At 62.5% G+C, this 24,137-nt stretch carries 20 protein-coding genes and 3 tRNA genes; 3 read left to right on the top strand and 20 right to left on the bottom strand.

Features of this window, described 5'->3' with window-relative positions; all coding sequences use genetic code 11:
* Positions 1-162: 162 nt before the first annotated feature.
* Genes smc through ccmA form a run of 10 tightly spaced genes read right to left on the bottom strand, consistent with a single transcriptional unit; the run spans position 163 to position 10,816 of the window.
* Positions 163-3,660, bottom strand: a complete 3,498-nt coding sequence (gene smc, locus KUV45_RS18660; RefSeq protein ID WP_222161603.1) for a chromosome segregation protein SMC — start codon at positions 3,658-3,660, stop codon at positions 163-165.
* A gap of 3 nt (positions 3,661-3,663) precedes the next feature.
* On the bottom strand, positions 3,664-4,884 hold the full coding sequence (ccmI, locus tag KUV45_RS18655) for a c-type cytochrome biogenesis protein CcmI (protein ID WP_222161602.1): 1,221 nt from the start codon (positions 4,882-4,884) through the stop codon (positions 3,664-3,666).
* Positions 4,881-5,378: a cytochrome c-type biogenesis protein gene (locus KUV45_RS18650; protein ID WP_206940158.1), complete on the bottom strand. Its 498-nt coding sequence runs from the start codon at positions 5,376-5,378 to the stop codon at positions 4,881-4,883. Before KUV45_RS18650 ends, ccmI begins: the two co-directional genes overlap by 4 nt.
* Positions 5,369-5,917: a DsbE family thiol:disulfide interchange protein gene (locus tag KUV45_RS18645; protein ID WP_206940160.1), complete on the bottom strand. Its 549-nt coding sequence runs from the start codon at positions 5,915-5,917 to the stop codon at positions 5,369-5,371. Before KUV45_RS18645 ends, KUV45_RS18650 begins: the two co-directional genes overlap by 10 nt.
* Complete coding sequence (locus KUV45_RS18640; protein ID WP_308126729.1) at positions 5,914-7,953, bottom strand: heme lyase CcmF/NrfE family subunit; 2,040 nt, start codon at positions 7,951-7,953, stop codon at positions 5,914-5,916. The genes KUV45_RS18645 and KUV45_RS18640 overlap by 4 nt, the downstream gene beginning before the upstream one ends.
* Positions 7,954-7,983: 30 nt before the next feature.
* Complete coding sequence (ccmE, locus tag KUV45_RS18635) at positions 7,984-8,454, bottom strand: cytochrome c maturation protein CcmE (protein WP_206940161.1); 471 nt, start codon at positions 8,452-8,454, stop codon at positions 7,984-7,986.
* Positions 8,444-8,653 carry a heme exporter protein CcmD gene (ccmD, locus tag KUV45_RS18630; protein ID WP_206940163.1) on the bottom strand — a complete coding sequence of 70 codons (210 nt, stop codon included), beginning with the start codon at positions 8,651-8,653 and terminating at the stop codon, positions 8,444-8,446. Before ccmD ends, ccmE begins: the two co-directional genes overlap by 11 nt.
* Entirely contained in the window at positions 8,653-9,393 is a 741-nt protein-coding gene (locus KUV45_RS18625; protein WP_222161601.1) for a heme ABC transporter permease, read from the bottom strand. Before KUV45_RS18625 ends, ccmD begins: the two co-directional genes overlap by 1 nt.
* A gap of 50 nt (positions 9,394-9,443) precedes the next feature.
* A complete protein-coding gene (ccmB, locus tag KUV45_RS18620) occupies positions 9,444-10,178 on the bottom strand; it encodes a heme exporter protein CcmB (RefSeq protein WP_224851863.1) in 735 nt (244 codons plus the stop codon).
* Complete coding sequence (gene ccmA / locus KUV45_RS18615; RefSeq protein WP_222161600.1) at positions 10,175-10,816, bottom strand: cytochrome c biogenesis heme-transporting ATPase CcmA; 642 nt, start codon at positions 10,814-10,816, stop codon at positions 10,175-10,177. Before ccmA ends, ccmB begins: the two co-directional genes overlap by 4 nt.
* Positions 10,817-11,097: 281 nt before the next feature.
* Here ccmA and lexA point away from each other — a divergent pair, with 281 nt between their 5' ends.
* Positions 11,098-11,571: a transcriptional repressor LexA gene (lexA, locus tag KUV45_RS18610; RefSeq protein WP_206940169.1), complete on the top strand. Its 474-nt coding sequence runs from the start codon at positions 11,098-11,100 to the stop codon at positions 11,569-11,571.
* Positions 11,571-12,212 (top strand): YigZ family protein, encoded by a 642-nt coding sequence (locus KUV45_RS18605; RefSeq protein WP_222161599.1) that lies wholly within the window; start codon positions 11,571-11,573, stop codon positions 12,210-12,212. Before lexA ends, KUV45_RS18605 begins: the two co-directional genes overlap by 1 nt.
* Positions 12,213-12,323: 111 nt before the next feature.
* Here the strand turns inward: KUV45_RS18605 and KUV45_RS18600 are convergent, their stop codons facing one another.
* From KUV45_RS18600 to KUV45_RS18585, 4 genes are all read right to left on the bottom strand, one after another.
* Positions 12,324-14,057, bottom strand: a complete 1,734-nt coding sequence (locus KUV45_RS18600) for a lysophospholipid acyltransferase family protein (RefSeq protein ID WP_206940173.1) — start codon at positions 14,055-14,057, stop codon at positions 12,324-12,326.
* Positions 14,058-14,260: 203 nt separating this feature from the next.
* Positions 14,261-15,583, bottom strand: coding sequence for a sodium ion-translocating decarboxylase subunit beta (locus KUV45_RS18595; RefSeq protein ID WP_206940175.1), 1,323 nt, complete (start codon positions 15,581-15,583; stop codon positions 14,261-14,263).
* Positions 15,584-15,592: 9 nt separating this feature from the next.
* Entirely contained in the window at positions 15,593-17,416 is a 1,824-nt protein-coding gene (gene oadA, locus KUV45_RS18590) for a sodium-extruding oxaloacetate decarboxylase subunit alpha (RefSeq protein WP_206940177.1), read from the bottom strand.
* Between the two features lie 128 nt (positions 17,417-17,544).
* On the bottom strand, positions 17,545-17,787 hold the full coding sequence (locus KUV45_RS18585) for an OadG family transporter subunit (protein ID WP_206940179.1): 243 nt from the start codon (positions 17,785-17,787) through the stop codon (positions 17,545-17,547).
* Between the two features lie 187 nt (positions 17,788-17,974).
* Between KUV45_RS18585 and KUV45_RS18580 the strand changes: the two genes are divergently transcribed.
* Positions 17,975-18,973, top strand: coding sequence for a tRNA-dihydrouridine synthase (locus tag KUV45_RS18580; protein WP_206940180.1), 999 nt, complete (start codon positions 17,975-17,977; stop codon positions 18,971-18,973).
* Between the two features lie 247 nt (positions 18,974-19,220).
* On the opposite strand, the gene KUV45_RS18575 is transcribed toward KUV45_RS18580, so the two are convergent.
* The 6 genes from KUV45_RS18575 to alaS form a co-directional block, all read right to left on the bottom strand.
* Positions 19,221-19,297 (bottom strand) — tRNA-Arg (locus KUV45_RS18575).
* Positions 19,298-19,392: 95 nt separating this feature from the next.
* Positions 19,393-19,469, bottom strand: a tRNA-Arg gene (locus KUV45_RS18570).
* A 94-nt stretch (positions 19,470-19,563) separates the two neighbouring features.
* Positions 19,564-19,656, bottom strand: a tRNA-Ser gene (locus KUV45_RS18565).
* 85 nt (positions 19,657-19,741) lie between these two features.
* Positions 19,742-19,936 carry a carbon storage regulator CsrA gene (csrA, locus tag KUV45_RS18560; RefSeq protein WP_206940183.1) on the bottom strand — a complete coding sequence of 65 codons (195 nt, stop codon included), beginning with the start codon at positions 19,934-19,936 and terminating at the stop codon, positions 19,742-19,744.
* 192 nt (positions 19,937-20,128) lie between these two features.
* Entirely contained in the window at positions 20,129-21,379 is a 1,251-nt protein-coding gene (locus tag KUV45_RS18555) for an aspartate kinase (RefSeq protein ID WP_206940185.1), read from the bottom strand.
* 129 nt (positions 21,380-21,508) lie between these two features.
* Positions 21,509-24,115 (bottom strand): alanine--tRNA ligase, encoded by a 2,607-nt coding sequence (alaS, locus tag KUV45_RS18550; protein WP_222161598.1) that lies wholly within the window; start codon positions 24,113-24,115, stop codon positions 21,509-21,511.
* Positions 24,116-24,137: the final 22 nt, after the last annotated feature.

The raw sequence follows: 24,137 nt of genomic DNA, 5'->3' as shown, positions 1-24,137 counted from the left end.
TTGCGAAAAAAAGGGCCACTTTTTTGTTTGTCAAGCGTCGGATTTTTTCCGCTCTTCTCGACAATGCCCTTCGCATTCGCCCTTCCAACTCCCTTTGCTTACCTTGCCATGCAGCATCATGGTCTTATTGGGACACCCTATTATAACCGCCTTTAAAGTGCATCATGCTTCTGCCAAAGCCGCAGCTTCGTCAACGCCAACAGACACCAGACGAGAGACACCGGGCTCCTGCATGGTGACACCCATCAATCGTTCCCCGGCTTCCATGGCGATCTTGTTATGGGTGATATAGATAAACTGCACGCTGTCGGACATCTCCTTCACCAACTTGGCATAGCGGCCAACATTGGCATCGTCCAGAGGTGCATCCACTTCATCCAGCATGCAGAACGGTGCCGGATTCAATTGGAAGATCGCAAATACCATCGACAGCGCGGTGAGGGCTTTTTCTCCCCCTGACAGCAAATGAATGGTGCTGTTCTTCTTGCCCGGTGGTCGTGCCATGATCGCCACGCCGGTCTCCAGCAAATCCTCGCCTGTCAGGGTCAACCATGCGGCTCCGCCCCCAAAGACTCGCGGAAAAAGAGACTGCAGCCCGGCGTTGACCCGCTCGAAGGTATCGCGGAAACGGGCACGGGTCTCCTGGTCAATGCGCCGAATCGCCTTGTCCAGTGTCTCCAACGCTTCATTGAGCTCGGCCTGCTGCGCCTCCAGATAGTCGCGCCGCTCGGCCTGCTGCTCGTACTCCTCGATGGCCGCCAGGTTGATGGCACCCAGCCGCCGGATCTTCTCACCCAGCTCTTCCAACCGGGTCTGCCAGGCCGATTCGGTGGCATTCGGGTCGAGCTGCTCGGTCAATGCTGCCGCATCGTGCCCCAGCTCCTTGAGCTGTTCGTCCTGGGTCTCGGCCTTCAGCGCCAGCGCCTGCACCTGCATGCGCGCTTCCTGCAACCGCTCACGAACCCCGTCCAGGTTACGTTCATGGGTCTGTCGCGCCTGCTCGTCATCCCTCAGGCGCTCGACCAGCGCGGCCGCTCTGGCCCGGGACTCGTTGAGCTGACGCTCCTCCTGCTCACGCCGATGCAGCAACTCATCCAGTTGCTCACGACGCTCTTCATCAGGCTCATGCAGGCCTTCGCGGGCCTCTTCAAGCTCTGCCACACGCTCTTCCAGGCGTGCACGGGTATCCCCCGCACGGCCCTGCTGCTCGGCCAGGCCGGCTCTTTCGGTGGTCAGCCGCTGGTGCTCCAGCGTCAGTTGCTGAGCTCGTTCGGCTAGCGGGCGTTGGCGAGCACGCAACGTGGCGAGACGCTCGCGGGCCTCGCTGCGGGAGCGCTCGAGGCGCTCGCGTACGCTGGCGCCGTCTTCGAGGCGGGCCATCGCCGTTTGCCACTGCTCGCGCATTTCCTCGATGGCGAGCCGCGCCTCTTCATCTGCCTCACTCAGTCCTTCCAGCTCTTCGTGGATCTCCGCACCCCGACGTGAAAGGTGCTCCAGCCGGCTGGCCAGGCCGCTGTCCTGAACCGCCAGCTGCTGCCGCTGCTGGTCGAGCTCGCGCTCGGCAAGACGCAGCTGCTCAAGCTCGTGCTCGGCCTGGTCCATGGCCTGCTGGGCGCCTTCCCGTGCCTCGTCCAGCGCCTCCAACCGCTGCGCTTCCTGCGCCAACGACTCGCTGGCCTCACTCAGCCGTGCGCGACTGACCAGCAACGCGTCAGGGCCTTCCCCGTGACCGCGCTGGCGCGCCCAGTCAGGTCCTAGCCACAGACCGTCAGCCGACATCAGGCTGTCGCCGGGATCAAGCTGGGACCGAGCCTGCCAAGCGGCGTCGCGGGACTCGACGCAGCGAATTCGCGACAGCCAGCTGGCCGCGGCACCGGCTCCGGACACCTTGGCTGCCAGGCTATCGCCCGGGGGCGACCCTGGGGAGGCAGACGACAGCAAGGCGAGTTCCGCGTCCAGGGGCTCGCCCAGGGCATTGCGCAGGCTGCTGTCAGGCGCTAGCCGAGCCTTGAGCCAGGGCGCCAGCACCCATGACACCACCTCTTCCCAGCCGGGCTCGACCACCAACTGCTCGCCCAGGCGCGGGGCCTGGTCAAGCTGATAGGCGGCGAGATGGCGGTCGAGTCCTTCGTCGTGGTCGGCCAGGGCGGCCTCGATCAATGCCTCCAGCGAGGCGATTTCACCGGTCAGGGCGCTGTGGCGTGAGCGAGCCTGCTCCCGGGAGGCATCATGCTCGGCGATCTGGCGGCGACTGACGTCACGCTGCTCACTGACACTCTCTCGACGTTGCTCGAGCTCCTGGGCGCGGGCGTCATGCTCGGACAGCTGCGCACGCACTTCGTCGCGCTGAGCACTCAGTTCGGACAGGTCTGGCAACTCACCCAGCTGCTGACGCCGCTTGGTCTGATCGCCAGCGATTCGCTCCAGCCGCGCCTCCAGTTCGCGCAGCCGATCCTGGGTACGCTCGGCCTCATGACTGTCCCCACGCCAGCGTTCGTTGAACGCTTCCCACTCGGCGTCGGCGTCTTCTACCGCGGGCTCGGCTTCCTCCAGCGCTGCCTCGAGCTCGGCCAGTTGTTCGGCCAATTCTTCCTGCTCGGGTCCCAGTGTCTCTAGCCGGTCATCCAGGGCCGCCAGACGTTCGCTGTCGGTCTCCCCCAGGCGATCCAGCTCACCTAGCTCACGCCTGGCACTCTCAAGATCTCGGGCGAGCTGTTGATCACGGGTACGGGTATGCTCGAGCTCCTGTTCCAATCTAGCGATGGCGGTGGTGGTCTCGTAGAACCTCGCCTGACGCTGGTCCAGCTCAGAGGCCAGGCCGTCGTGCTCGGCACGCGCCTCTTCCAGGCGCGTCTCGCACTGGCGCATGCCCAGCACCTCGCGCTCGACGGCGGTTTCAAGCTCGCGTACTCGACTGTCCTGCTCGGTCTGGGCGGCTCGCAGGGCACGCCCCCGCAACAGCGCCAGCTCCCCCTTGACCCGATGCTCTTCCTGCTTGAGCGACTGATACCGTTTGGCGGCTTCTGCCTGTCGCTTGAGTCGCTCGAGCTGCTTGTCGAGCTCTTCCCGAATATCGTCCAGACGATCCAGGTTTTCCTGGGTCCGACGCATGCGATTTTCCGTCTCGCGTCGTCGTTCCTTGTACTTGGAGATGCCGGCCGCCTCTTCGAGGGTAGAACGCAGCTCCTCGGGGCGAGCTTCGATCAGCCGCGAGATCATTCCCTGGCCGATGATGGCGTAGGATCTGGGACCAAGACCGGTCCCCAGGAACAGATCGGCGATATCGCGGCGACGGCACTTCTGGCCGTTGAAGAAGTAACTGGACTGGGCGTCACGGGTGACCTGGCGCTTGACCGATATCTCGGCGTACTGGGCGTAGACGCCCCCCATGGTCCCGTCACGGTTATCGAACGTCAGTTCGATAGATGCCATGCCCACGGGTTTGCGCCCGGTGGAGCCATTGAAGATGACGTCGGTCATCGACTCGCCGCGCAGGGTCTTGGCCGAGGATTCCCCCATGACCCAGCGCACGGCATCGATGATGTTCGACTTGCCGCAGCCATTGGGACCGACGATCGCGGTCATGTTGCTGTCGAAGGGCACCGTGACCGGGTCGACAAAGGACTTGAAGCCGGCCAGCCGGATCGACGTCAGACGCATGGGTTATTCAATCACTTGATCGATGACAAGCGTGACAGGATCCTGATCCGAGGCCCCCACTGCAACCCCTTCACGCTGTCCCATCAGGTCACCGGGCTGCGGCTGCGCCTGACCGCTGGGTGAGACCCGTGCCAACAGGCGTACCTGGTCGACATCCTCCAGGCTGGCCATCGGCGACATGGCATCACCGGCATCCAGGGTAATGCTCGCTGGCAGCTCGGCCAGGGTCAGGCGCTGGATCGCCAGAGGAGGAAGCTTGCCGTCGCTGTCACGGGCCACCACGAACACGGTGGTGGATGGGGGCAGCCGGTCGCTCTTCAGCGCCTGTGCCAGCGACAGGCGAATGCGAATGGCGTGCTGACCCGCCGGAGCGAGACGTTGCTCCGCCTGGGCCACGCCCTGCCGCATGGCTTCCTGCAGGGGGGAGCCGTCTGCGGCGGACAGACCTCTGCGCCAGTACCCCAGGGCCGCCTGATAATCATCCTGCTGAAAGGCCTCGACTCCCAGGAACCACATGGCGGAGGGCAGGTTCGGCGCCTCACGACTGGCCTCCCGTGAAAGCGCCAGGATACGCCCGTTCAACCGCCCTTCGTTGGTGAAGTACTCCATCTTGGCCAGCTCACCAAGCCACCAGGGGGAGCGCCCTTCCAGCGCCAGCACCCGCTCGATGGCCTGACCGGCCTCGCGGTAGGCACCGCTATCTCGGTAGAGCGGATAGAGGGTTTTCCACACGCGGGGATTGTCGGGCTGGCGGTCGGCCTGGGCCTCAAGGCGCTCCAGCATCAGCGCCAGGCTGGCCGCGGGGTCGTTACGCACCTCTTCGATGGTGTGATAAAGCACCAGATCGCCTTCGGCACCTTCGCGCTGATACCACACCACACTGGTCACGATGACCAGCAGCAGCACCACAGGAATCGCCAGCTTGCCCGATCCCGCTGACTTGAGCGGAGCCCGCTTTAGCCGTTCGGTATCGTCGAGCAGCGCACGCTTCAGTTCGCTGACATCCTCATCGAAACGGGTAGCGTCAATGTCGCCGCGAGACCTGGCGGCCTCAAGCGAGGCCAGGCGACGGCGATACACCGCCACATTCTGGGCAGCCGCATCGTCGTTGGCTTCCAGCTCGCGCTGACGTTGCTCCAGAGACGCCGCTCGCCGTAGAGGCAGGATCAGCAGCCAGGCAGCCGGTAACAGTAACAGGGCAAAGGCGAGCCACAGCAGCGTCATGAGCGTCTCTCTCGATCAATCAGTTCGTCCAGACGGGCCTGCTCTTCGGCAGACAGCTGCCGGACACTCACCCGACGGCGAGAGCGAATGATGGCCCACAGCGCCAGCCCGCCGACCACCACCAACGCCCCAGGCAGTCCCCACAGCAGCAGGGTGCGACCTTCCAGCCGGGGGTTGTAGAGCACGTAGTCGCCAAACCGCTGGACCATGAAGTCGATAATTTCCTTGTCAGACCTGCCATCATTAAGCTGTTCATAGACCTTGTCACGCATGTCCGCGGCAATCGGCGAGTTGGAGTCACCAATGGCCTGGTTCTCGCACTTGGGGCAGCGCAAGGTCGCCGTCAGCGACTGATAGCGCTGCTCCGTCACCGGACTCTCAAAGCGACGCACTTCAATCGCTTCTGCCATGACCTGCAGGGCCAGTAGCCAGCCCGTCAACAGCAGCACGCTGGCCAGCCAAGGGTGCCCTTGCGAAGGTGCCTTCAGCGCCATTTCTCCACCTCCGGCATAATGATGCTCTCCACGTCATCAGCGGTGATGTAACCGGTGTGGTGGTAACGAATGATACCGTCTGCGTCCACCAGAAACGTCTCAGGAGCCCCGTAAACGCCGAGATCAAAGCCCAGGCTGCCCAGTGGATCAAACACGTTGAAGGCAAAAGGGTTACCGAACTGGGTCAGGAACGCCTGCCCCTGCGCACGCTTTTCCGCATCACTGGCAGCGGTCTCCTTGTAGTCGACACCGATCAAGCGCACGCCGCGGTCCGCCAGGTCTAGAAGCTGCGGCATTTCCTGGCGACAGGTGGGACACCAGCTGCCCCAGACGTTGACCAAGGTCACCTCTCCCTTGATATCCCCTTCATCCACGCGCTGCTGGGGATTATCCAGCGTGGTCAGCTCGAAGGCGGGAAACTCGCGCGCCATCAGCGCCGACTCTCTGTCGAAGGGGTTGATCGACAGCCCCTGATACAGGAAGGCTCCCAACACCAGAAACAGCACCAGTGGCACCAATAGTAGTAGCCGTCGTTTCATGCCCGCACTTCCTTGGAGGTGACCTGACTGGCGCTGACCACGCCGGAGCTGGCCGCACTGCTCGACTCGCGCTCAGGTGCACGGGTGCTGAGCTGGCGTCGATAGCGACGGTCCGCCACGGCCATCATGCCGCCTGCCGCCATCAGCAACGCCCCCAGCCACAGCCAGCGAACAAAGGGTTTAATCTGCACCCGCAGCGCCCAGCTGCCATCGTCGAGCTCTTCGCCCATGGCCACATACAGGTCATGGAACAGTCCCGGACGCAGCGCGACCTGGGTCATCGGCATCCCCCTGGCAATATAGAGGCGCTTTTCTGGATGCATCTCGAAGCTCCGCGTGGCGCCTTGGCGGGTCACTTCGATGGTCGCAGCATCGGAGACGAAGTTGGGCCCCCTGCGCTCATCCAGAGCGGTCATGTGGAAACGGATGCCAGCTACATCGACGCTATCGCCGACATTCATCCGCACATTGCGCTCCACCGAATAGTTGGAGACCAGAGCGACACCGACAATCGTGACCGCGAGGCCTAGGTGGCCCAGCACCATGCCCCAGTAAGCTGGCGTCAGGCGCAACACTGCCTGGCGTCGGGAAGCGCCGCGGGAGGTCTTGTCCCACAGGTCCCGTGCCAGCGACAGCACCAGCCACAGGGCTGCCACCAGGCCAATGGACGCCTTGAGATTCCATGCCCCGGTATAGGCGAGCGGTGCCAGCACGCCAATGACCAGCGCCGCGGCTCCCGCCAGCCACAGCCGCGACAGCAGCTCGCGACCACTCATGCGCTTCCAGCGGGCGCTGGGCCCCAGCCCCATGAACACGCATAGCAATACCGTCAACGGCACGAACAAGGCATTGAAGTAAGGCGGCCCCACGCTGATCTTGCCGAGGTTCAGCGCATCCAGCAGCAGCGGATAGACCGTGCCGAGCAGCACCGTCACCGTCATCACCACCAGCAGGATATTGTTGACCAGCAACAGCGCATCCCGAGACAGCCAATTGAAGCCGCCTGGCTGGCTGACCCGCGGCGCACGCAGGGCAAAGATCAGCAACGACAGGCCGACGGTGATACCCAGCAGGACCAGGATGAACAGTCCCCGCGACGGATCATTGGCAAAGGCATGGACCGAGGTCAGAACGCCGGAGCGGACCAGGAAGGTCCCCATCAACGATAGCGAGAAGGTGGTGATCGCCAGCAATACCGTCCAGCTCTTGAAGGTCCCGCGCTTTTCGGTCACCGCCAGCGAATGGATCAACGCAGTGCCGGCCAGCCACGGCAGCAGGGAAGCATTTTCCACCGGGTCCCAGAACCACCAGCCGCCCCAGCCCAATTCGTAGTACGCCCACCAGCTGCCGAGGGCGATGCCGACCGTGAGGAAAGCCCAGGCGATGTTGGTCCAGGGTCTCACCCAACGGGTCCAGGCGCTGTCGAGACGCCCCCCCAGCAGGGCCGCAATGGCAAAGGCAAAGACCACGCTGAAACCGACATAGCCCATGTACAGCATCGGCGGATGAATGATCAGGCCGACGTCCTGCAGCAACGGATTGAGGTCTGCACCGTCCGCCGGAATATTGGGCAGCGAGCGCTCGAATGGGTTGGACGTGATCAGCACGAAGGCCAGAAAGCCGACGCTGACCAGTCCCATCACTCCCAGCACCCGCGCCACCATGTCAGGCGGCAGGCGACCCGAGAAGCAACCGACCGCGAAGGTCCAGATTCCCAGGATAAGGCTCCACAGCAGGACCGAGCCCTCGTGGTTGCCCCACACCGCGCTGAACTTGTAATACCAGGGCAGCAACGAATTGGCGTTGTTGGCCACGTTGACCACGCTGAAGTCATCCAGCAGGTAGCTGGCTGTCAGGCAGCCGTAGGCGATCAGCAGAAAGGCCAGCTGGCCGGCCGCCATGGGTCTGGCATACGCCATCCACAAGGGACGTCGCGTGGCAGCCCCCGCCAGAGGCAGCACCGCTTGCACCACTGCCATCAACAGCGCGATAAACAGCGCATAGTGTCCGATCTCGGGGATCATCTTGATCAGCATGACATCACCTTGGTCTGCCCGGTCTGTGCGTCACTGGGGGGAACCCGGCGCGGCTTGCTTGTAGTCGGCGGGCGAATAGCCGGCCTTTTCAAGCGCCTCGGCAACCTCGGGCGGCATGTAGTTCTCGTCGTGCTTCGCCAGTACCTTGTCGGCAGCGATGATGCCATCACCGGTCAATTTACCGACCACCACGACCCCCTGCCCTTCGCGAAACAGGTCAGGCAGGATGCCGCTGTAGCGGACTTCAACGTCGTCGACATAGTCAGTGACCACGAAGCTGACGTCCAGACTGTCGCTATCACGCCGCACGCTGCCTTCCTTGACCATGCCTCCGGCCCGCAGCTGGCGGTCGACGGGAGCTTCTCCCGCGGCAATCTGCACTGGACTGAAGAAGAGATTGATATTGGAGCGCAACGCATACAGCGTCAGCCCCACCGCCACCGCACACAGCGCCACCAGACCGAGCACCAGCAACATCCGATTTCGACGCTTAGCCCTCATGACGACCCTCCGTGGACTTCAGCGCCGCGGCGCCTTCTCGCCTGAGTCGACGACGCAGGGTGCGCCGAACGTCACGACTTTCACCACATACCAGCAACACGCTAAGCAGCAGCACCCCCAGAGTGGCACCCCAGGCCGTCCAGACGTAGGGGCCATGGGAGCCCATCTGCCACAACTCAGCCAATGATTCGAATGCCATCACGCATCCTCCTTGAACAGCTCCTTGACCCAGCGCTTGCTGCCTTCGCGGCGTAGAATTTCAGAGCGCGTGCGGGTCAGGGTGAAAGCGGCAAAAAAGGCATAGAACCCCAGCACCATGATCAACAGCGGTAGCCACATCTCGGTAGGCATGGCCGGCCGTTCGGTGAGGGTGAAGCTGGCCGGCTGATGCAGCGTGTTCCACCACTCCACCGAGTACTTGATGATCGGAATGTTGATTACCCCGACCATGGCCAGCACCGAGGCCGCCTTCGAGCCGCTAAGTGGACGCGGAAAGGCGCGCCGGATCAACATCACGCCCACGTACAGGAACAGCAGAATCAGCATCGAGGTCAGCCGCGCGTCCCACTGCCACCAGGTGCCCCAGGTCGGCTTGCCCCAGACGGAGCCTGACAGCAGCGCAATCGCGGTCATGGCGGCGCCCAGGGGCGCCATCATCGCCGCGGCCATGTCGGCGATCTTGACCTTCCAGACCATGAACACGAAGCCTGACGCGGCCAAGGCGATAAAGATCGACTGGGCCAGAAACGCCGCCGGCACGTGGACGTAGATGATGCGAAAGCTGTTGCCCTGCTGGTAGTCGGATGGCGCAAACGCCAGCCCCCAGACGCTCCCCACCACAATCAACGCCAGCGCCAGGCCCCAGCACCATGGTGCCAGCCTGGCCGCGATGCCGTAGAACCAGCGCGGCGACCCCAGTTTGTGAAAGAAGGCCCACATGAGCGTTGTACCTCGATCAAGCGTGAAATCGTGACGCCGACATCAGCGCATCAGCCATGCACGCTGATGCGCAGTGACGCGGCAATCGCCAACGGTGCACTGGCCAGTGCCAGCGCCAGCATGGCGCCGATCACCGCCAGGTGAGGCAGCCACTCGCCCCCCGACAGCGCCGCCCCCATGGCTCCTGTACCGAAGATCAGGACCGGCATGAACAATGGCAGCACCAACAGCGACAACAGCATGCCTCCGCGGGCCAACCCTACCGTCAATCCGGCGCCAATGGCCCCGATCAGGCTGATGCAGCCGCCGCCCACGGCCAGGGTGACACTCAAGGCCAGGTAGCTGCCCTGGGGCAAGGCCAGCAGTACTCCCAGCAACGGGGCCATCAGTGCCAGCGGCAGACCTGTGGTCAGCCAGTGCACCAGCACCTTCGCCACCACCAACAGTGACAGCGGGTGGGGAGCCAGCAACAGCTGCTCCAGCGTGCCGTCTTCATAATCCGCGCGGAACAATCCATCCAGCGACAGCAGCGCGGACAGCAAAGCCGCCACCCACAGCACGCCGGGGGCTATCCAGGCCAGACGCTCCGGTTCCGGTGAAATTCCCAGGGGAAACAAGGTGATGACCATGGCGAAGAACACCAGCGGGGTTAGCGCGTCAGCGGGACGCCTGGCCACGCCGACGAGATCTCGCTGAAAGGTCGCCCATAGCGCCATTCCCAGCCCCGCGCCGGCCTCCTTGACCGCCACCACCGCGGGCTCGACGTCAGTGGAACAAGCGCTCATGCCACCTCCCGGGCTGGGCCTGACAGGGACAGCCTGCGCAGACCAGGCACATTGGCCAGGGCATGATGGGTGGTGACCAGTACGGCACCGCCCCGGCCGGCGTGCTCGACCAGACGCTGCTCCAGCGCCGACACGCCATCGACGTCAATGGCCGTGAAAGGCTCATCCAGAATCCACAGTGGATGACGACTGAGCACAAGGCGGGCCAAGGTCACTCGGCGTTGCTGTCCAGCGGACAGCTGGGAGGCCCCCACATCCTCGAAGCCCGCCAGGCCGACCTCGGCCAGTGCCGCGCCAAGCTCGCGATCGCTACATCGGTGACCTGCCAAGGCCTGATACCAGCGCAGATTTTCCATCGCCGTCAGGTGGGCCTTGATACCCGGCGCGTGGCCAAGGTAGAGCAGATTGGCCAGCAAGTCGGCGCGTGCCTTGGGCAGCGCTCTGCCGTCCCACAACACCTGCCCTTCCACGTCACTGATCTGGCCGCACAGCACCTTCAGCAGCGTCGTCTTGCCGCTGCCGTTGGGGCCCTCGATCCGCAGAACGTCGCCTGCCCCGAGAATGAGGTCGAGCCCATGAAACAGCCAGCGACCGTCGCGCTCACAGGCCAGTTGTCGGGCTTCAAGACACAGACGCAAAGGGCACTCCACTGCCAGGACCGAGAGGGGGAAAACACGCACAGACTTTACACCGATTGCCACATCCGAACCAGACAGCCGGCCCCCCGTACCAGCGCAATCGCACAGCCAATGCACCTTTCGTTGATCCATGGCACTTGCGCGAACGCTAGGCCCTGCTATCTTTCTCGTGTACTGTATGAATCGACAGTATCCAGTGTGACCCGCCGCCGGAGCCCAGCCCGCGCCGCACTTCCGTACCCGTGACAGCCCGACCCTTACCACCAGGGAGACACCGTGCCATGGATATCGCGACCTGCCAGTTCCTTCAACGCCTGCCCAACCTGCCCATCGCCGACAGCTGGGAGCCCATTGACACCCCCGATGCGCTGGTGGACATCCCCCTGCTGGGACATGTCTCCGCCGGGATGCCCATCGAAGCCTGCCTCGACAACGCGACTCTGCAGGTGCCTTCGCGCATGGTGCGTCGCAACACCTACGCGCTGAAGGTGTGCGGCAACTCGATGATCGATTGCAATATCTTCGACGGCGATGTGATCATTATCGAACGCCAGGAAAGCGCCGAGAACGGCGAAACCGCGGTGGTGATGATCAATGACCAGGAGGTCACCCTGAAAAAGCTGTACATCGAGAAGAATGGCGTGCGGCTTCAGCCCGCCAACGAGACAATGCCGCCCATCTACCTGAAAAACAGTGACATTCGGGTGCTTGGACTGGTGATGGGCGTGGCTCGCCAGGCAGAACTGGTTGCCTGATGCGCTACCTGATACCGGATCTCGCGGCAGGCGAATGGCACGTGGCGGAAATTGAGGTGGAAAAAAGCCGCTTCATCACCTGGGTGGCTCACGCCCCTGATGTGGACGCTTTCAATGTGCTGCTGGCCGAGGCCCGGCGACAGCACCCCAATGCCAGCCACCACTGCAGCGCCTATCTGGCTGGCCCTCCCGGCGAGCAGGTCCACATCGGCTTTTCCGACGACGGCGAGCCAGGCGGCACCGCGGGACGTCCCATGTTCCAGGCGCTGGAGGGTGACGGAATCGGCCAGACCGCAGCGGTGGTGATTCGCTACTTTGGCGGCACCAAGTTGGGCACTGGCGGACTGGCGCGGGCGTACACCCAGGCCCTGGTCAAGGCCCTGGAGACACTGCCCAGGCGCGAATGCGTAGAGCGCCGCCAGGTGCGTATCCAGGTCGACTTTGCGGGCGAAGCCGACGCGCGCCAGTGGTGTGAGTCCCGGCACATTCCTGTCGACGCGGTCGACTACGCGGCCGAAGGCGTCAGTCTGACCCTGGGCTGGCCCACTGACGCGCCCGTGGACCTGAGTGAGTTGAGCACCCGCCTCAAGGGACGCATCGCCATTGCCCTGGACGACGAGCAAAACGACATGGTCGTCTAAACCAGAAGGCCCTTGCAGCCCGACGGTTTGACTCGCGCCCTGTTGACGCGCCCAAGCATGCACACCCAACCTATGCACACCTCGTGTTTGCACACCAAGGTGGTGACACGCCTATGCATGGGCAGGGGCTGATGCAGCCCCGATGTAGCGCTTGCGCTTGTCCGCCTTGAGCCGCGCCACATCCACCACCACCAGGCCGTCGATGCAGTAGCCAAACGCCGTGTCGACGCCAAAGGCCTTGAACGACACCCCGCCAGGCTCAGCGACATCGACATACTGCTTGTAGAGCGCGGGCACACCCGCCCCCATGGTCTGAAGCGCGGCCTTGAGGCGCAAGAAATCCTCTGCCACATCATTGCCATCAAACAGGCGATCCGCCTCTTCGCGCCCGGCGCGGGACAGTGGGCAGACCGCCTTGGCCCGAATCAGGCTGTCGCCATCGGCATGATAGTGCCGGTAGTAGCTGACCAGAAGGTCCTTGGCCAGCGGTGGCAAATGGTTGGGTATGGTGACGGGGCCAAACATCCAGCGCACCTCGGGATGGTGGCGAAGATAGGCGCCTAACCCATGCCACAGGTAATCTAGACTGCGCCGTCCCCAGTAGCGTGGCTGGACGAAACTGCGGCCCAGTTCCAGCCCATGACGCCACTGCTCCCAGGGCGCCTGGTCGAGGTGAAAGATGGTCGCACTGTAAAGTCCCTCGATGCCGATGCTGTCGAGGATGTGGCCCACATCCCCCAAGCGGTAAGCCCCGGCGATTTCCAGATCGCGGTCATCCCACAGCACCAGATGACGATAGTGCTCGTCGTATTCGTCCAGGTCGCGCTTCTTGCCCGTCCCTTCACCGACACGGCGAAAGGCAATCTCCCGCAGCCGTCCGATTTCCCGCATGACGGCGGAATCTGGCTGGTGCTCAAACAACAAAATCTGCTTGCCATCCGGGGTCTTACCCAGCACCTCAGCCTGCGCTAGCTCTTCGCGCAGGTGCTGGCGGTTCTCGGGATGCGCGATCCCCGCCTCGCTGACAAACACCCCCTTCTTGCCGCGCCCCAACCGATAGATATGCTTGCGCAGCAGCTTCAGCTTCGCCTGAGTCGCCAGGTCGTCTCGATCAAACCGAGCCAGCGGAATTTCGCCGCCGATCTTGATCGTGATATGGCGCCCCTGCTGGCGAAACATCTCGTTGGGTAGCAGCAAGGTCCCCAGCGGGGAGTACAGCGACGTCAGGGAGTAGAACAGCGGAGAGTTTCTGCCGCCCACATGCACCGGCAGGATGGGCGCGTTGGTGCGCCGCGCCGCATGCAGGAAACCGGACAGCCAGTTGCCATCCCGGATGCCTCCAGGACCTGCCCGCGAGACCTCCCCCGCGGGAAACACGATCACTGCCTGCTCATCGTCCAGGGCGTCGACGATACCCTGCAGGCTCTTGCGGAAACCGCGGCGAGACAGGTTGTCCACCGGCAACAGCAGCGGCGCCAGGGGAGACAGCTGCATCAGCAGGTCGTTGGCGATGATTTTTACATCCGGCCTCACGTCCGCCACCATGCGCACCAGGGCAAGGCCATCAAGGGCGCCCAGTGGATGATTGGCCACGATGACGACCCGACCGGCCACCGGAATGTTGTCTCGATCTCGCGACGACAGTGAATAGCCGAAATTCAGGTGATCAAGCACCGCATCGATAAACTCGAGCCCACCGGCACGCCGATGCTGCTTAAGGAAGGCATTGATCTCACGCTCGTGTACCAGACGCTTGAGGCCGGACATCAACAGCTGTCGTCCCCAACGAGGCCAGCCCCCGACCTTCGGCGCCTTGGCCAGCAGAGCCTTCTCTACATCGATCATGCGCATTCCCCCTGACGTGTCGAACGTCAGACTAGGAAGCGAGCATGACAGAAGCGTGGCGATTCGATGTTGAGCGGATGACGTGCCCGACGCAGCTGAACGGCAAAAGCATGCGGCGCCCCCACCTTTCAGCAGGGGCGCCGCATGTGGCTGCCAGGATCAGACGTCACGCCGACCCTGGGCATATGGCGTAGTGCTGGAACCTATCCGAGGTACTTGATCATCACCCCAGCCGCCACCGCGGAACCAATGACACCCGCCACGTTTGGCCCCATGGCATGCATCAGCAGGAAGTTGTGAGGATTGGACTCGAGCCCGACCTTGTTGGACACCCGCGCCGCCATGGGTACCGCCGACACGCCGGCAGAGCCGATCAACGGATTGATCGGGTGCTTGCTCACCAGGTTCATGAACTTCGCCATCAGCACCCCGCACGCCGTGCCAATGGCAAAGGCCACCATACCAAGACCGAGGATGCCCAAGGTTTCCACTGCCAGGAAACGGTCGGCCATCAGCTTGGAGCCCACCGACAGCCCCAGAAAGATGGTCACCGTGTTGATCAGCGCATTCTGTGCGGTATCCGACAGACGCTCGACGACGCCACATTCGCGCATCAGGTTGCCGAAGCAGAACATGCCCAACAGGGGTGCAGCGTCGGGCAAGAACAGCACCACCAGAATCAACAGCGCCAGAGGAAACACGATCTTCTCGAGCTTCGACACCGGGCGCAGCTGGGTCATGGCGATGCTACGCTCCTTTTGCGTCGTCAACGCCTTCATGATCGGAGGCTGAATCAACGGCACCAGCGCCATGTAGGAATAGGAGGCCACGGCGATGGCACCCAGCAGTTCCGGCGCCAGAATGCTCGACACGTAGATCGACGTCGGCCCATCGGCGCCGCCGATGATGCCGATCGCAGCGGCCTGATTGAGGCTGAAATCCATCCACCCCATCGCCGTCATCGCTACTGCCCCCAACAGGGTGGCAAAGATTCCGAACTGGGCCGCAGCACCGAGAAACAGGGTGCGAGGGTTGGCCAGGAGCGGGCCGAAATCGGTCATCGCCCCCACCCCCATGAAGATCACCAGAGGCGCAATACCTGAGGCAATCGCCACGTTGTAGAACTGGAACAACATGCCGTGGGCATAGCCACCGTCCATGGCCACATCGTTGGCCGCGCGAATCAGCGCCGGGGACATGTCCCCGTGCAGCGCGTCAGACAGGGTGTGGCGCCAGATATCCAGCTCAGCACCGGTGGGCAAGCTGATCCCCAAGGCTTGAGCCATCTGCGCCAGCAGTTCAGGGCGACCCAGATGAGCGGCCTGCTCTGCCGCGGACAGCGCCAGACCCGCCTCGGGAATATTGGCGAGAATCCCACCAAAACCAATCGGGACCAGCAGCAGCGGCTCAAACTTCTTGGCGACGGCCAACCACAGCAGCAGTAGACCCACCACCAGCATCACCGCCTGGCCGAGCGTCAGGTTATACAGGCCGGAGCCGTACCAGAGCGTCAGTATCTTCTCCATGACCCGTCCTTAGAGCACTACCAGTACATCACCGACAGCTACGCTGTCACCCTCAGCCACCTTCACATCGGACACGGTTCCCGACGACGCAGCGCGTACCTCAGTTTCCATCTTCATCGCTTCAAGGATGATCACCACGTCGCCCTCCGCCACGCTATCACCGGGTTTGACGTTGACCTTGAAGATGTTGCCCGCCAGCGGCGCCTGCACCGTGGCTCCGGATGAGGCCTCGCCGCCAGCGGCGGGCGCCGGAGCTGGCGTAGCGGACGCTGCTGCAGGCTGAACCTGGGAAATATCTCCCCCTTCGGCAACCTCGACCACATAGGCGGTGCCATTGACGGTGACGGTGTAGGTGTCTGAACCACCGGACTGAGCCGCCGACTTGGCCGGAGCACTGGCCGCGGGCGCTGTTGCGGCCGGCGCCGTCTCGGCTTCGGGAGCAGGCTCAAAGGCGTCTGGGTTGTCCCGGTTTTTCAAGAACTTGAGACCGATCTGCGGGAACAGTGCATAGGTCAGCACATCATCGACCTGCTGCTCCCCGTCGGCCAGGCGAATGCCATCCTGCTTGGCCTTGGCAAGCAGCTCCTCGGTCAGGCGCGGCATCTCCGCCTCAAGGCGATCCGCCGGACGCTCGGTCATCGGCGAGGCACCCTCCAGCACACGCTGCTGCAGGTCTCGCTCGAAGGGCGCAGGCGCGGCACCGTACTCCCCTTTCAGCAGTGCCTGCACCTCCTTGGAGATAGAGGCGTACCGCTCCCCCATCATTACGTTCATGACCGCCTGGGTGCCCACAATCTGTGAGGTAGGCGTCACCAGAGGAATGAAGCCCAGGTCTTCGCGCACCCGCGGAATCTCGTTCAGTACATCGTCGAGCCGGTCACCCGCACCCTGCTCTTTCAGCTGGCTCTCCATGTTGGTCAGCATGCCACCAGGCACCTGAGCCACCAGAATGCGTGAGTCAATGCCCTTGAGAGAACCTTCAAATGCGGCGTACTTCTTGCGCACTTCGCGGAAGTAGGCCGCAATGTCCTCGAGCGCTTCAAGATCAAGGCCGGTATCGCGGTCGGTTCCCTTGAGCATGGCCACCAAGGATTCAGTGGGGCTGTGACCGTAGGTCATGGACATGGAAGAAATGGCCGTATCGACGTTATCGACACCCGCCTCAGCCGCCTTCAGGGCCGTCGCCGACGATAGACCGGTCGTGGCGTGACAGTGCAGGTGAATGCGAATATCCAGCGCCGACTTGAGCTTGGTGACCAGCTCATAGGCATCGTAAGGCGTCAGCAAGCCCGCCATGTCCTTGATCGCCAGGGAGTCGGCCCCCATGTCAGCGATCGACTGCGCCAGCTCTACCCAGCTGTCCAGGGTGTGCACCGGACTCTTGGTATAGGAGATCGTGCCCTGGGCATGGCCGTCGTTGGCCTTCACCGCCTTGATCGCACGCTCGAGGTTGCGCGGATCATTCATGGCGTCGAAGACACGGAAAATGTCCACTCCATTGGTCTTGGCGCGCTCGACAAAGCGATCCACCACATCGTCGGCGTAATGACGATAGCCGAGCAGATTCTGCCCGCGCAGCAACATCTGCTGTGGAGTACGTGGCATGGCCTCCTTCAACGCCCGTATCCGCTCCCACGGATCCTCACCGAGATAGCGGATACAAGCGTCAAAGGTGGCCCCACCCCACGATTCCAGTGACCAGAAGCCGATGTTGTCGAGCTTCTCGGCGATGGGCAGCATGTCATCGATGCGCATACGGGTCGCAAACAGAGACTGGTGTGCGTCTCTCAACACGACATCGGTGATGCCAAGTGGGCGTGCAGTGTCGCTCATGGTCGAGTCCTTATCATTATGGCTTGTCGATACCAAGCGCTTTCGTCGAAAATCACGGCCGCCGGCACTGTGCGAGGGAGCTCATCAACAACGTGGTTTGACGAGCCCACTGACAGCGCCTGGCAGACTCATCGCTTTTGGCGGTGACGGTGAACAGCAGCAGCGATTACCGCCATCAGGGTGTCGTCCTGCGTCGGCGCCGCTCTTGAGCGGGGAGCGGAAGCCTCGGCTACCGGCTCCGGGAAGAAGCGCCCGATGACACGCGACATCAGTGTCGTCGTGACCACCAGAACCGTAAGAAAAACAAAAACGAAGCCCATCCCAAGGGCCATGAGGGACAAACCCTCGCTAACAAGCTGTGATTCGTTCATGCGGGATCCTCCGCTTTACGACGACTAAGTTGCCTTGATCTTTCTAGATCATTCGGCTTGCGCATATTTTTTGTTGCTATACCCTGCCACACCCCCGGCGTATAGCCATGGTCTAAAGGTAGCAGTTTTGGTTGTTAATTTACTACATAGACATAGGTTGGACGAAGGTCGCATAGGGCTGGCGCCCATGGAGGGCGTCATTGATGCCAACACCCGCGACCTGCTGACCCGACAGCAGGGCTTCGACTGGACGGTCACCGAGTTTGTCCGCGTCGTTGACGCACGCCTGCCGCCCCGAGTGTTCTACAAGCACTGCCCTGAACTGGCGACGCAAGGCGTCACGACGCCGTCACGCATCCCGGTACACCTGCAATTGCTCGGCTCAGACCCGGACGCCCTGGCAGCCAACGCGCGACAAGCGCTGCGCCTGGGCGCCATCAGCCTGGACCTCAACTTTGGCTGCCCGGCCAAGCTGGTCAACCGTCACGACGGCGGCGCGTCGCTGATGCGCGACCCTCACCGACTGGCCGCTGCTGTCGCCGCAGTGCATCAAGCCGTCGGCGAGGACATCCCGGTGACCGCCAAGATCCGGCTCGGATTCTCCCACCGCCGCCTAGCCCTGGACTGCGCCCTGGCAGCGGAGGCCGCCGGCGCCAGACAGCTGGTCGTCCATGCGAGAACCCGCGACGAAGGCTATCGCCCGCCGGCCCACTGGGAGTGGATCGGCAAGATCCGCCAACGCCTGCGCATCCCGGTCGTGGCCAACGGCGACATCTTCACCCTCGAAGACTACTGGAAGGCACGCACCCTGTCGGACTGCACCGACGTCATGCTGGGCCGCGGCGCCCTCGCCGACCCCCTCCTCGCCCCGCGCCTGAAACATTGGCAGCTCACCGGCGAACGCCTTCCAGCCACGACCTGGGCACAGCGCGCACAAGTGCTCATGGAATATGCTGCAATGCAGCGTAGCATACTCCCGGCGAAAGTGGTGGTATCACTACTAAAGCAGTGGATGAACCACATGAGAGCACGTGACGAGGAGTCCGCAGCCCGCTTCAAGGCCTTGAGACGCATCACCGATCTCGATGACTTTATCGCCGGACTCTCCGCTGACACCCCCGAATCCGGCTCACCCGCCCGCCACAGGGCACTAAACGCCAGACCCCAGGCGATAGCCGCAGACTGACACCCATTTGTGCCGAGCATAAAAAAAGGCGTCCATCGAGAGATGGACGCCCAAACGATCGCGACCGGGCGGCGAGCCCGCAAGCCGGTCAGCATGAAAAAACGCGAGAGTAGACCGCTGCCACTAGCTCCTGAGGCGAGTGCACGTCACCGTCGACCGACAAGCGCTCAACAGGACACTCAAGCAGAACCGTCGCAGCACGGTAACAAACAGAAAACCCGCCCTCCGGAGAGAGCGGGTGAAATTCTGGCGCGCCCGGGAGGATTCGAACCTCCGACCACCTGATTCGTAGTCAGGTACTCTATCCAGCTGAGCTACGGGCGCGTGAGCAATACATCGTATTGCAGGTGACATGTGCTCATTCTTTCCTGCAGCGCTTGGCGACATCAGGACAGCACAAACCACGATGTGCAAGTGTATGGCGCGCCCGGGAGGATTCGAACCTCCGACCACCTGATTCGTAGTCAGGTACTCTATCCAGCTGAGCTACGGGCGCGTTTCACACTTACGATAACAAGACTACAGATACGCCTTCTTGTCAGTACCCATGAAGACCTTTGACTGCCGCTACTCGCTTCACGACAGGCAAATGGCGGAGAGGGAGGGATTCGAACCCTCGATGAGGCTATAAACCCCATACTCCCTTAGCAGGGGAGCGCCTTCAGCCACTCGGCCACCTCTCCCTCATCGGCACGGTGCGTATCCTACCGAGACTTAAGGCCTTTGTCCAGCCCGTGACAAAAAAAGTTGCGCAAGGTCTCTGCGCTGTCACTCGTCATCAACGCTACCGTCATCCGCTTTCTCACGCTGAATGCGCTGATAGATCTCTTCGCGGTGTACAGCAACGTCCTTCGGCGCATTGACGCCGATACGCACCTGGTTTCCCTTCACTCCTAGAACCGTAACGGTGATATCGTCACCGATCATCAGAGTTTCGCCGACGCGGCGTGTCAGGATAAGCATGACTGATCTCCTTCTCAGACTTGTTACGTGAGCCGCTACGCCGTCCCGTCTCCGAACGACGTGCCCTCTTTCTTGGTGGCGAGCACTAGCGACTCATGACACCTGATTGTGCCGTTTAAGGGAAGCCCCCTACCGCCGTAGCGGTACCGGGGACTCCTTAAAGCGTAGATGGTGTGCGCCGCGTCGAGGAATTTATTCGCTCTCGATGTCTGCCTTATCGAGACCAAAAGCCTTGTGCAGGGCGCGCACCGCTAGCTCCATCTGCTTCTCGTCAATCACCACGGAAATCTTGATTTCCGAGGTGGACACCATGCGGATGTTGATATTTTCCTCGGCCAGCACGCGGAACATCTTCGAAGCGACCCCCGCGTGAGAGCGCATACCGACACCCACCAGTGACACCTTGGCGATGTTATCGTCTCCACGCAACTCACCGCCGCCCAGATCAGGGATAACCTGCTGCTCGAGGATGCGCATGGTCTGCTTGTAATCACCCTTGGCGACCGTAAAGGTGAAGTCAGTGTAGTCACCCGCCGGCGCAACGTTCTGCACGATCATGTCGATTTCAATGTTGGCATCGGCAATCGGACCCAGGATGCGCGAGGCCACGCCCGGCACGTCAGGAGTGTGCAGCAGGGTCAGCTTGGCTTCATTGGCGGTGAAGGCGATACCGGAAATCAGCGGTTCTTCCATGGAATCCTCGTCTTGGTCAGAGTCTGCAACGATCAGGGTGCCGGGGCCGTCTTCAAAGCTAGACAGCACACGCAGCGGGACATTGTACTTACCGGCGAATTCGACAGCGCGAATCTGCAGCACCTTGGAACCGAGACTGGCGAGCTCCAGCATCTCTTCCACGGTGATCTCATCCAGGCGCTGGGCCTTGCTGCAGACGCGGGGATCGGTGGTATAGACACCGTCTACATCGGTATAGATCTGGCACTCATCAGCCTTGAGCGCGGCCGCCAGCGCCACACCGGTGGTATCTGAACCACCACGACCGAGGGTCGTGATATTGCCTTCCGCATCGACGCCCTGGAAGCCGGCAACGACTACCACCTGCCCGGCATCCAGATCCTCGCGCATCTCATCTGTCTCGATACGCTGGATACGCGCCTTGGTGTGAGCGCTGTCGGTCATGATGCCAACCTGCGAGCCGGTGTAGGACGTCGCGGGCACTTCCAGCTTGTGTAGCGCCATGGCCAGCAGGGAAATGGTCACCTGCTCACCGGTGGACACCAGCATGTCCATCTCGCGGGGGGTAGGCTCGTCGTTGATCTCGTTGGCCAGACCGATCAGGCGATTGGTCTCGCCACTCATGGCAGATACCACCACCACGACCTGATGGCCCTGGTCTCTAAAGCCCTTGACCTTCTCGGCGACCGCCTTGATCCGCTCCACCGAGCCGACCGACGTCCCACCAAACTTCTGTACGTATAGTGCCATATGCCGTCATCCTCGCTCGTTGGATTCCAATGAATGAAACTGTTGTCTCTGCGAAGCTGTATCTGCACAGCGCTGTGTCAGACAGAAAAAAGGGCCGTGGACTCTCTCGAGTCCACGACCCCGCAGGGGCTACAACCTGGCATCGAGCCAGGCGGGCACACTCTCCAGTGCGCCAGGAAGCGCCTGAACGTCACTCCCCCCTGCTTGTGCCATATCCGCGCGGCCACCGCCCTTGCCACCGACCTGACTGGCGACATGATTGACGAGCTCGCCAGCCTTGACCTTGGCGGTCAGATCATCGGTGACACCGGCAATCAAGCTGACCTTGCCAGTGGCCTCATCCGCCACACCGAGCACCACGATGCCTGAGGACAGCTTGTTCTTGAGCTGATCCAGCATGCCGCGGAGTTCCTTGCCTGACACGCCCTCCAGGCGGGTGGACAGGACCTTGACGCCCTTGACCTCGACCACCTTGGCCAGCATGTCGCTGCCTGCCGCGCTGGCCAGCTTGGCCTTGAGCCGCTCCAGCTCCTTCTCGAGGCCGCGATTACGCTCCACCAAGCTCTCGACCCGCTCCTCCAGCTGTTCAGGCTTGGCCTTGAGGCGCTCGGCCACCCGCGACAGGCGCGCCTCCTGCTCGGCGAAGTGGGCCAGCGCCCCCTCACCCGTGATCGCTTCAATACGACGCACGCCAGAGGCAATGCCGCTTTCCGCGACGATATGGCAGCAGCCGATATCGCCACTACGTGCCACGTGGGTGCCGCCGCACAGCTCTATCGAGAAATCGTCGGCACCGATGGTCAGGACGCGGACGCTGTCGGCGTACTTGGCTTCGAACAGCGCCGCGGCCCCCTTCTCCTTCGCCTCATCGAGGGTCATGGTCTCGACGCGGGTCGGAGCATTGGCCAGCACCTGCTCGTTGACCAGGCGCTCCACTTCCTTGAGCTGCTCGGCGGTCATCGCTTCAAAGTGGCTGAAGTCGAAGCGCAGGCGCTCGGGCGTCACCAGCGAGCCCTTCTGCTGAACGTGCTCGCCCAACACCAGGCGCAGCGCCTTGTGCAGCAGGTGTGTGGCCGAGTGGTTACGCACGGTAGCGGCACGCAGGCTGGAATCCACCTGCGGCGTGACGTCTGCGCCCACGACCAGCTCACCCTCCAGCAGCATCCCCTGATGCAAGTGGTGGCCGGACTGCTTCTGGGTATCCTTGACCAGGAAACGTCCCGAACCAAAGGACAGATAGCCGGTATCCCCTACCTGCCCGCCGGATTCTCCGTAGAACGGGGTACGATCCAGCACCACCACGCCGGACTGCTCCTGAGTCAGCCGCTCCAGAGCATTGCCTTCGCTGTCATAAAGCCCGACCACGCGCGCCTGGTCGTCGAGGCGGTCATAACCGGTGAATTCGGTCGCGCCATCCAGCTCGATAGTGGCGCTGTAGTCGGCTCCAAACTGGCTGGCGGCACGCGCACGCTCGCGCTGGGCCTCCAGCTCACGGTTGAAGCCCTCTTCATCGAGGGTCACGCCACGCTCGCGACACACGTCTGCCGTCAGGTCGTAGGGGAAACCGTAGGTATCGTAAAGCTTGAACACGGTCTCACCGGCCAGGGTATCCCCATCCAGTTGCGACAGTGCCTGCTCGAGCAGCCCCATCCCGTGGTCCAGGGTGCGTGCAAACTGCTCTTCTTCCTTGAGCAGCACGCGCTCGATCTGATCGCGGGCCTTGCGCAGCTCGGGATAGGCCTCGCCCATCTCGCTGTCGAGGGCCGCCACCAGCTTGTGGAAGAATGCATCCTGAGCGCCGAGCTTATGCCCGTGGCGGATGGCACGACGAATGATCCGGCGCAGGACGTAGCCGCGCCCCTCGTTGGAAGGCAGCACGCCATCAGTGATCAGGAATGCGCAGGAGCGGATGTGATCGGCGATCACCCGCAGCGACGGAGACGCCAGATCGTCGGTACCGGTAGCCTCTGCAGCGGCCTTGAGCAGATTCTGGAACAGGTCGATCTCGTAGTTGGAGTGCACGCCCTGCATGACCGCGGCGATCCGCTCGAGGCCCATGCCGGTGTCGATGGACGGCTTGGGCAGCGGGGTCATTTCACCGCTGGCGTCACGATCGAACTGCATGAACACCAGGTTCCAGATCTCGATGTAACGGTCGCCATCCTCTTCCGGACTGCCGGGAGGACCACCCCACACCTCAGGGCCATGGTCGTAGAAGATCTCAGAGCTGGGCCCGCAGGGACCGGTGTCGCCCATCTGCCAGAAGTTGTCCTCATCCAGCTTGGAGAAGCGCTCGGGATCAATCCCGATCTCGTCCTTCCAGATGCGCTCGGCCTCATCATCACTGATGTGCACCGTGACCCACAGCTTTTCCTTAGGCAGCCCCAGCACGTCGGTCAGAAAGGTCCAGGCAAAGCCGATGGCGTCACGCTTGAAGTAATCGCCAAAACTGAAGTTGCCCAGCATCTCGAAAAAGGTGTGATGGCGAGCGGTGTAGCCGACATTGTCCAGGTCATTGTGCTTGCCTCCAGCGCGCACACAGCGCTGGGAGGAAGTGGCCCTGACATAGTCGCGGGGATCACGCCCCAGGAACACATCCTTGAACGGCACCATGCCGGCATTGGTGAACAGCAGGGTCGGGTCGTTGCCCGGCACCAGGGAGCTGGACGGCACGCGAGTGTGACCGTGCTCCTCGAAGAACCTCAGGAAGGCCTGTCTGATATCTGCGCTTTTCATGAAATACCCGTGACGATGAGCG

Origin of the sequence: Halomonas sp. DP3Y7-2 (genome assembly GCF_019800795.1) — a bacterium.
Taxonomy (GTDB): Bacteria; Pseudomonadota; Gammaproteobacteria; order Pseudomonadales; family Halomonadaceae; genus Halomonas; species Halomonas litopenaei_A.
The sequence above is the reverse complement of the archived record's forward strand: the minus strand, read 5'-3'. Positions and strand labels throughout refer to the sequence as shown.

Excerpts from the sequence above, each read along its gene's own strand:
- smc (WP_222161603.1), bottom strand. The coding sequence starts at position 3,660 with ATGCGTCTGACGTCGATCCGGCTGGCCGGCTTCAAGTCCTTTGTCGAC.
- ccmI (WP_222161602.1), bottom strand. The coding sequence starts at position 4,884 with ATGACGCTGCTGTGGCTCGCCTTTGCCCTGTTACTGTTACCGGCTGCC.
- KUV45_RS18650 (WP_206940158.1), bottom strand. The coding sequence starts at position 5,378 with ATGGCGCTGAAGGCACCTTCGCAAGGGCACCCTTGGCTGGCCAGCGTG.
- KUV45_RS18645 (WP_206940160.1), bottom strand. The coding sequence starts at position 5,917 with ATGAAACGACGGCTACTACTATTGGTGCCACTGGTGCTGTTTCTGGTG.
- KUV45_RS18640 (WP_308126729.1), bottom strand. The coding sequence starts at position 7,953 with ATGCTGATCAAGATGATCCCCGAGATCGGACACTATGCGCTGTTTATC.
- ccmE (WP_206940161.1), bottom strand. The coding sequence starts at position 8,454 with ATGAGGGCTAAGCGTCGAAATCGGATGTTGCTGGTGCTCGGTCTGGTG.
- ccmD (WP_206940163.1), bottom strand. The coding sequence starts at position 8,653 with ATGGCATTCGAATCATTGGCTGAGTTGTGGCAGATGGGCTCCCATGGC.
- KUV45_RS18625 (WP_222161601.1), bottom strand. The coding sequence starts at position 9,393 with ATGTGGGCCTTCTTTCACAAACTGGGGTCGCCGCGCTGGTTCTACGGC.
- ccmB (WP_224851863.1), bottom strand. The coding sequence starts at position 10,178 with ATGAGCGCTTGTTCCACTGACGTCGAGCCCGCGGTGGTGGCGGTCAAG.
- lexA (WP_206940169.1), top strand. The coding sequence starts at position 11,098 with ATGGATATCGCGACCTGCCAGTTCCTTCAACGCCTGCCCAACCTGCCC.
- KUV45_RS18605 (WP_222161599.1), top strand. The coding sequence starts at position 11,571 with ATGCGCTACCTGATACCGGATCTCGCGGCAGGCGAATGGCACGTGGCG.
- KUV45_RS18600 (WP_206940173.1), bottom strand. The coding sequence starts at position 14,057 with ATGATCGATGTAGAGAAGGCTCTGCTGGCCAAGGCGCCGAAGGTCGGG.
- KUV45_RS18595 (WP_206940175.1), bottom strand. The coding sequence starts at position 15,583 with ATGGAGAAGATACTGACGCTCTGGTACGGCTCCGGCCTGTATAACCTG.
- oadA (WP_206940177.1), bottom strand. The coding sequence starts at position 17,416 with ATGAGCGACACTGCACGCCCACTTGGCATCACCGATGTCGTGTTGAGA.
- KUV45_RS18585 (WP_206940179.1), bottom strand. The coding sequence starts at position 17,787 with ATGAACGAATCACAGCTTGTTAGCGAGGGTTTGTCCCTCATGGCCCTT.
- KUV45_RS18580 (WP_206940180.1), top strand. The coding sequence starts at position 17,975 with ATGGAGGGCGTCATTGATGCCAACACCCGCGACCTGCTGACCCGACAG.
- csrA (WP_206940183.1), bottom strand. The coding sequence starts at position 19,936 with ATGCTTATCCTGACACGCCGCGTCGGCGAAACTCTGATGATCGGTGAC.
- KUV45_RS18555 (WP_206940185.1), bottom strand. The coding sequence starts at position 21,379 with ATGGCACTATACGTACAGAAGTTTGGTGGGACGTCGGTCGGCTCGGTG.
- alaS (WP_222161598.1), bottom strand. The coding sequence starts at position 24,115 with ATGAAAAGCGCAGATATCAGACAGGCCTTCCTGAGGTTCTTCGAGGAG.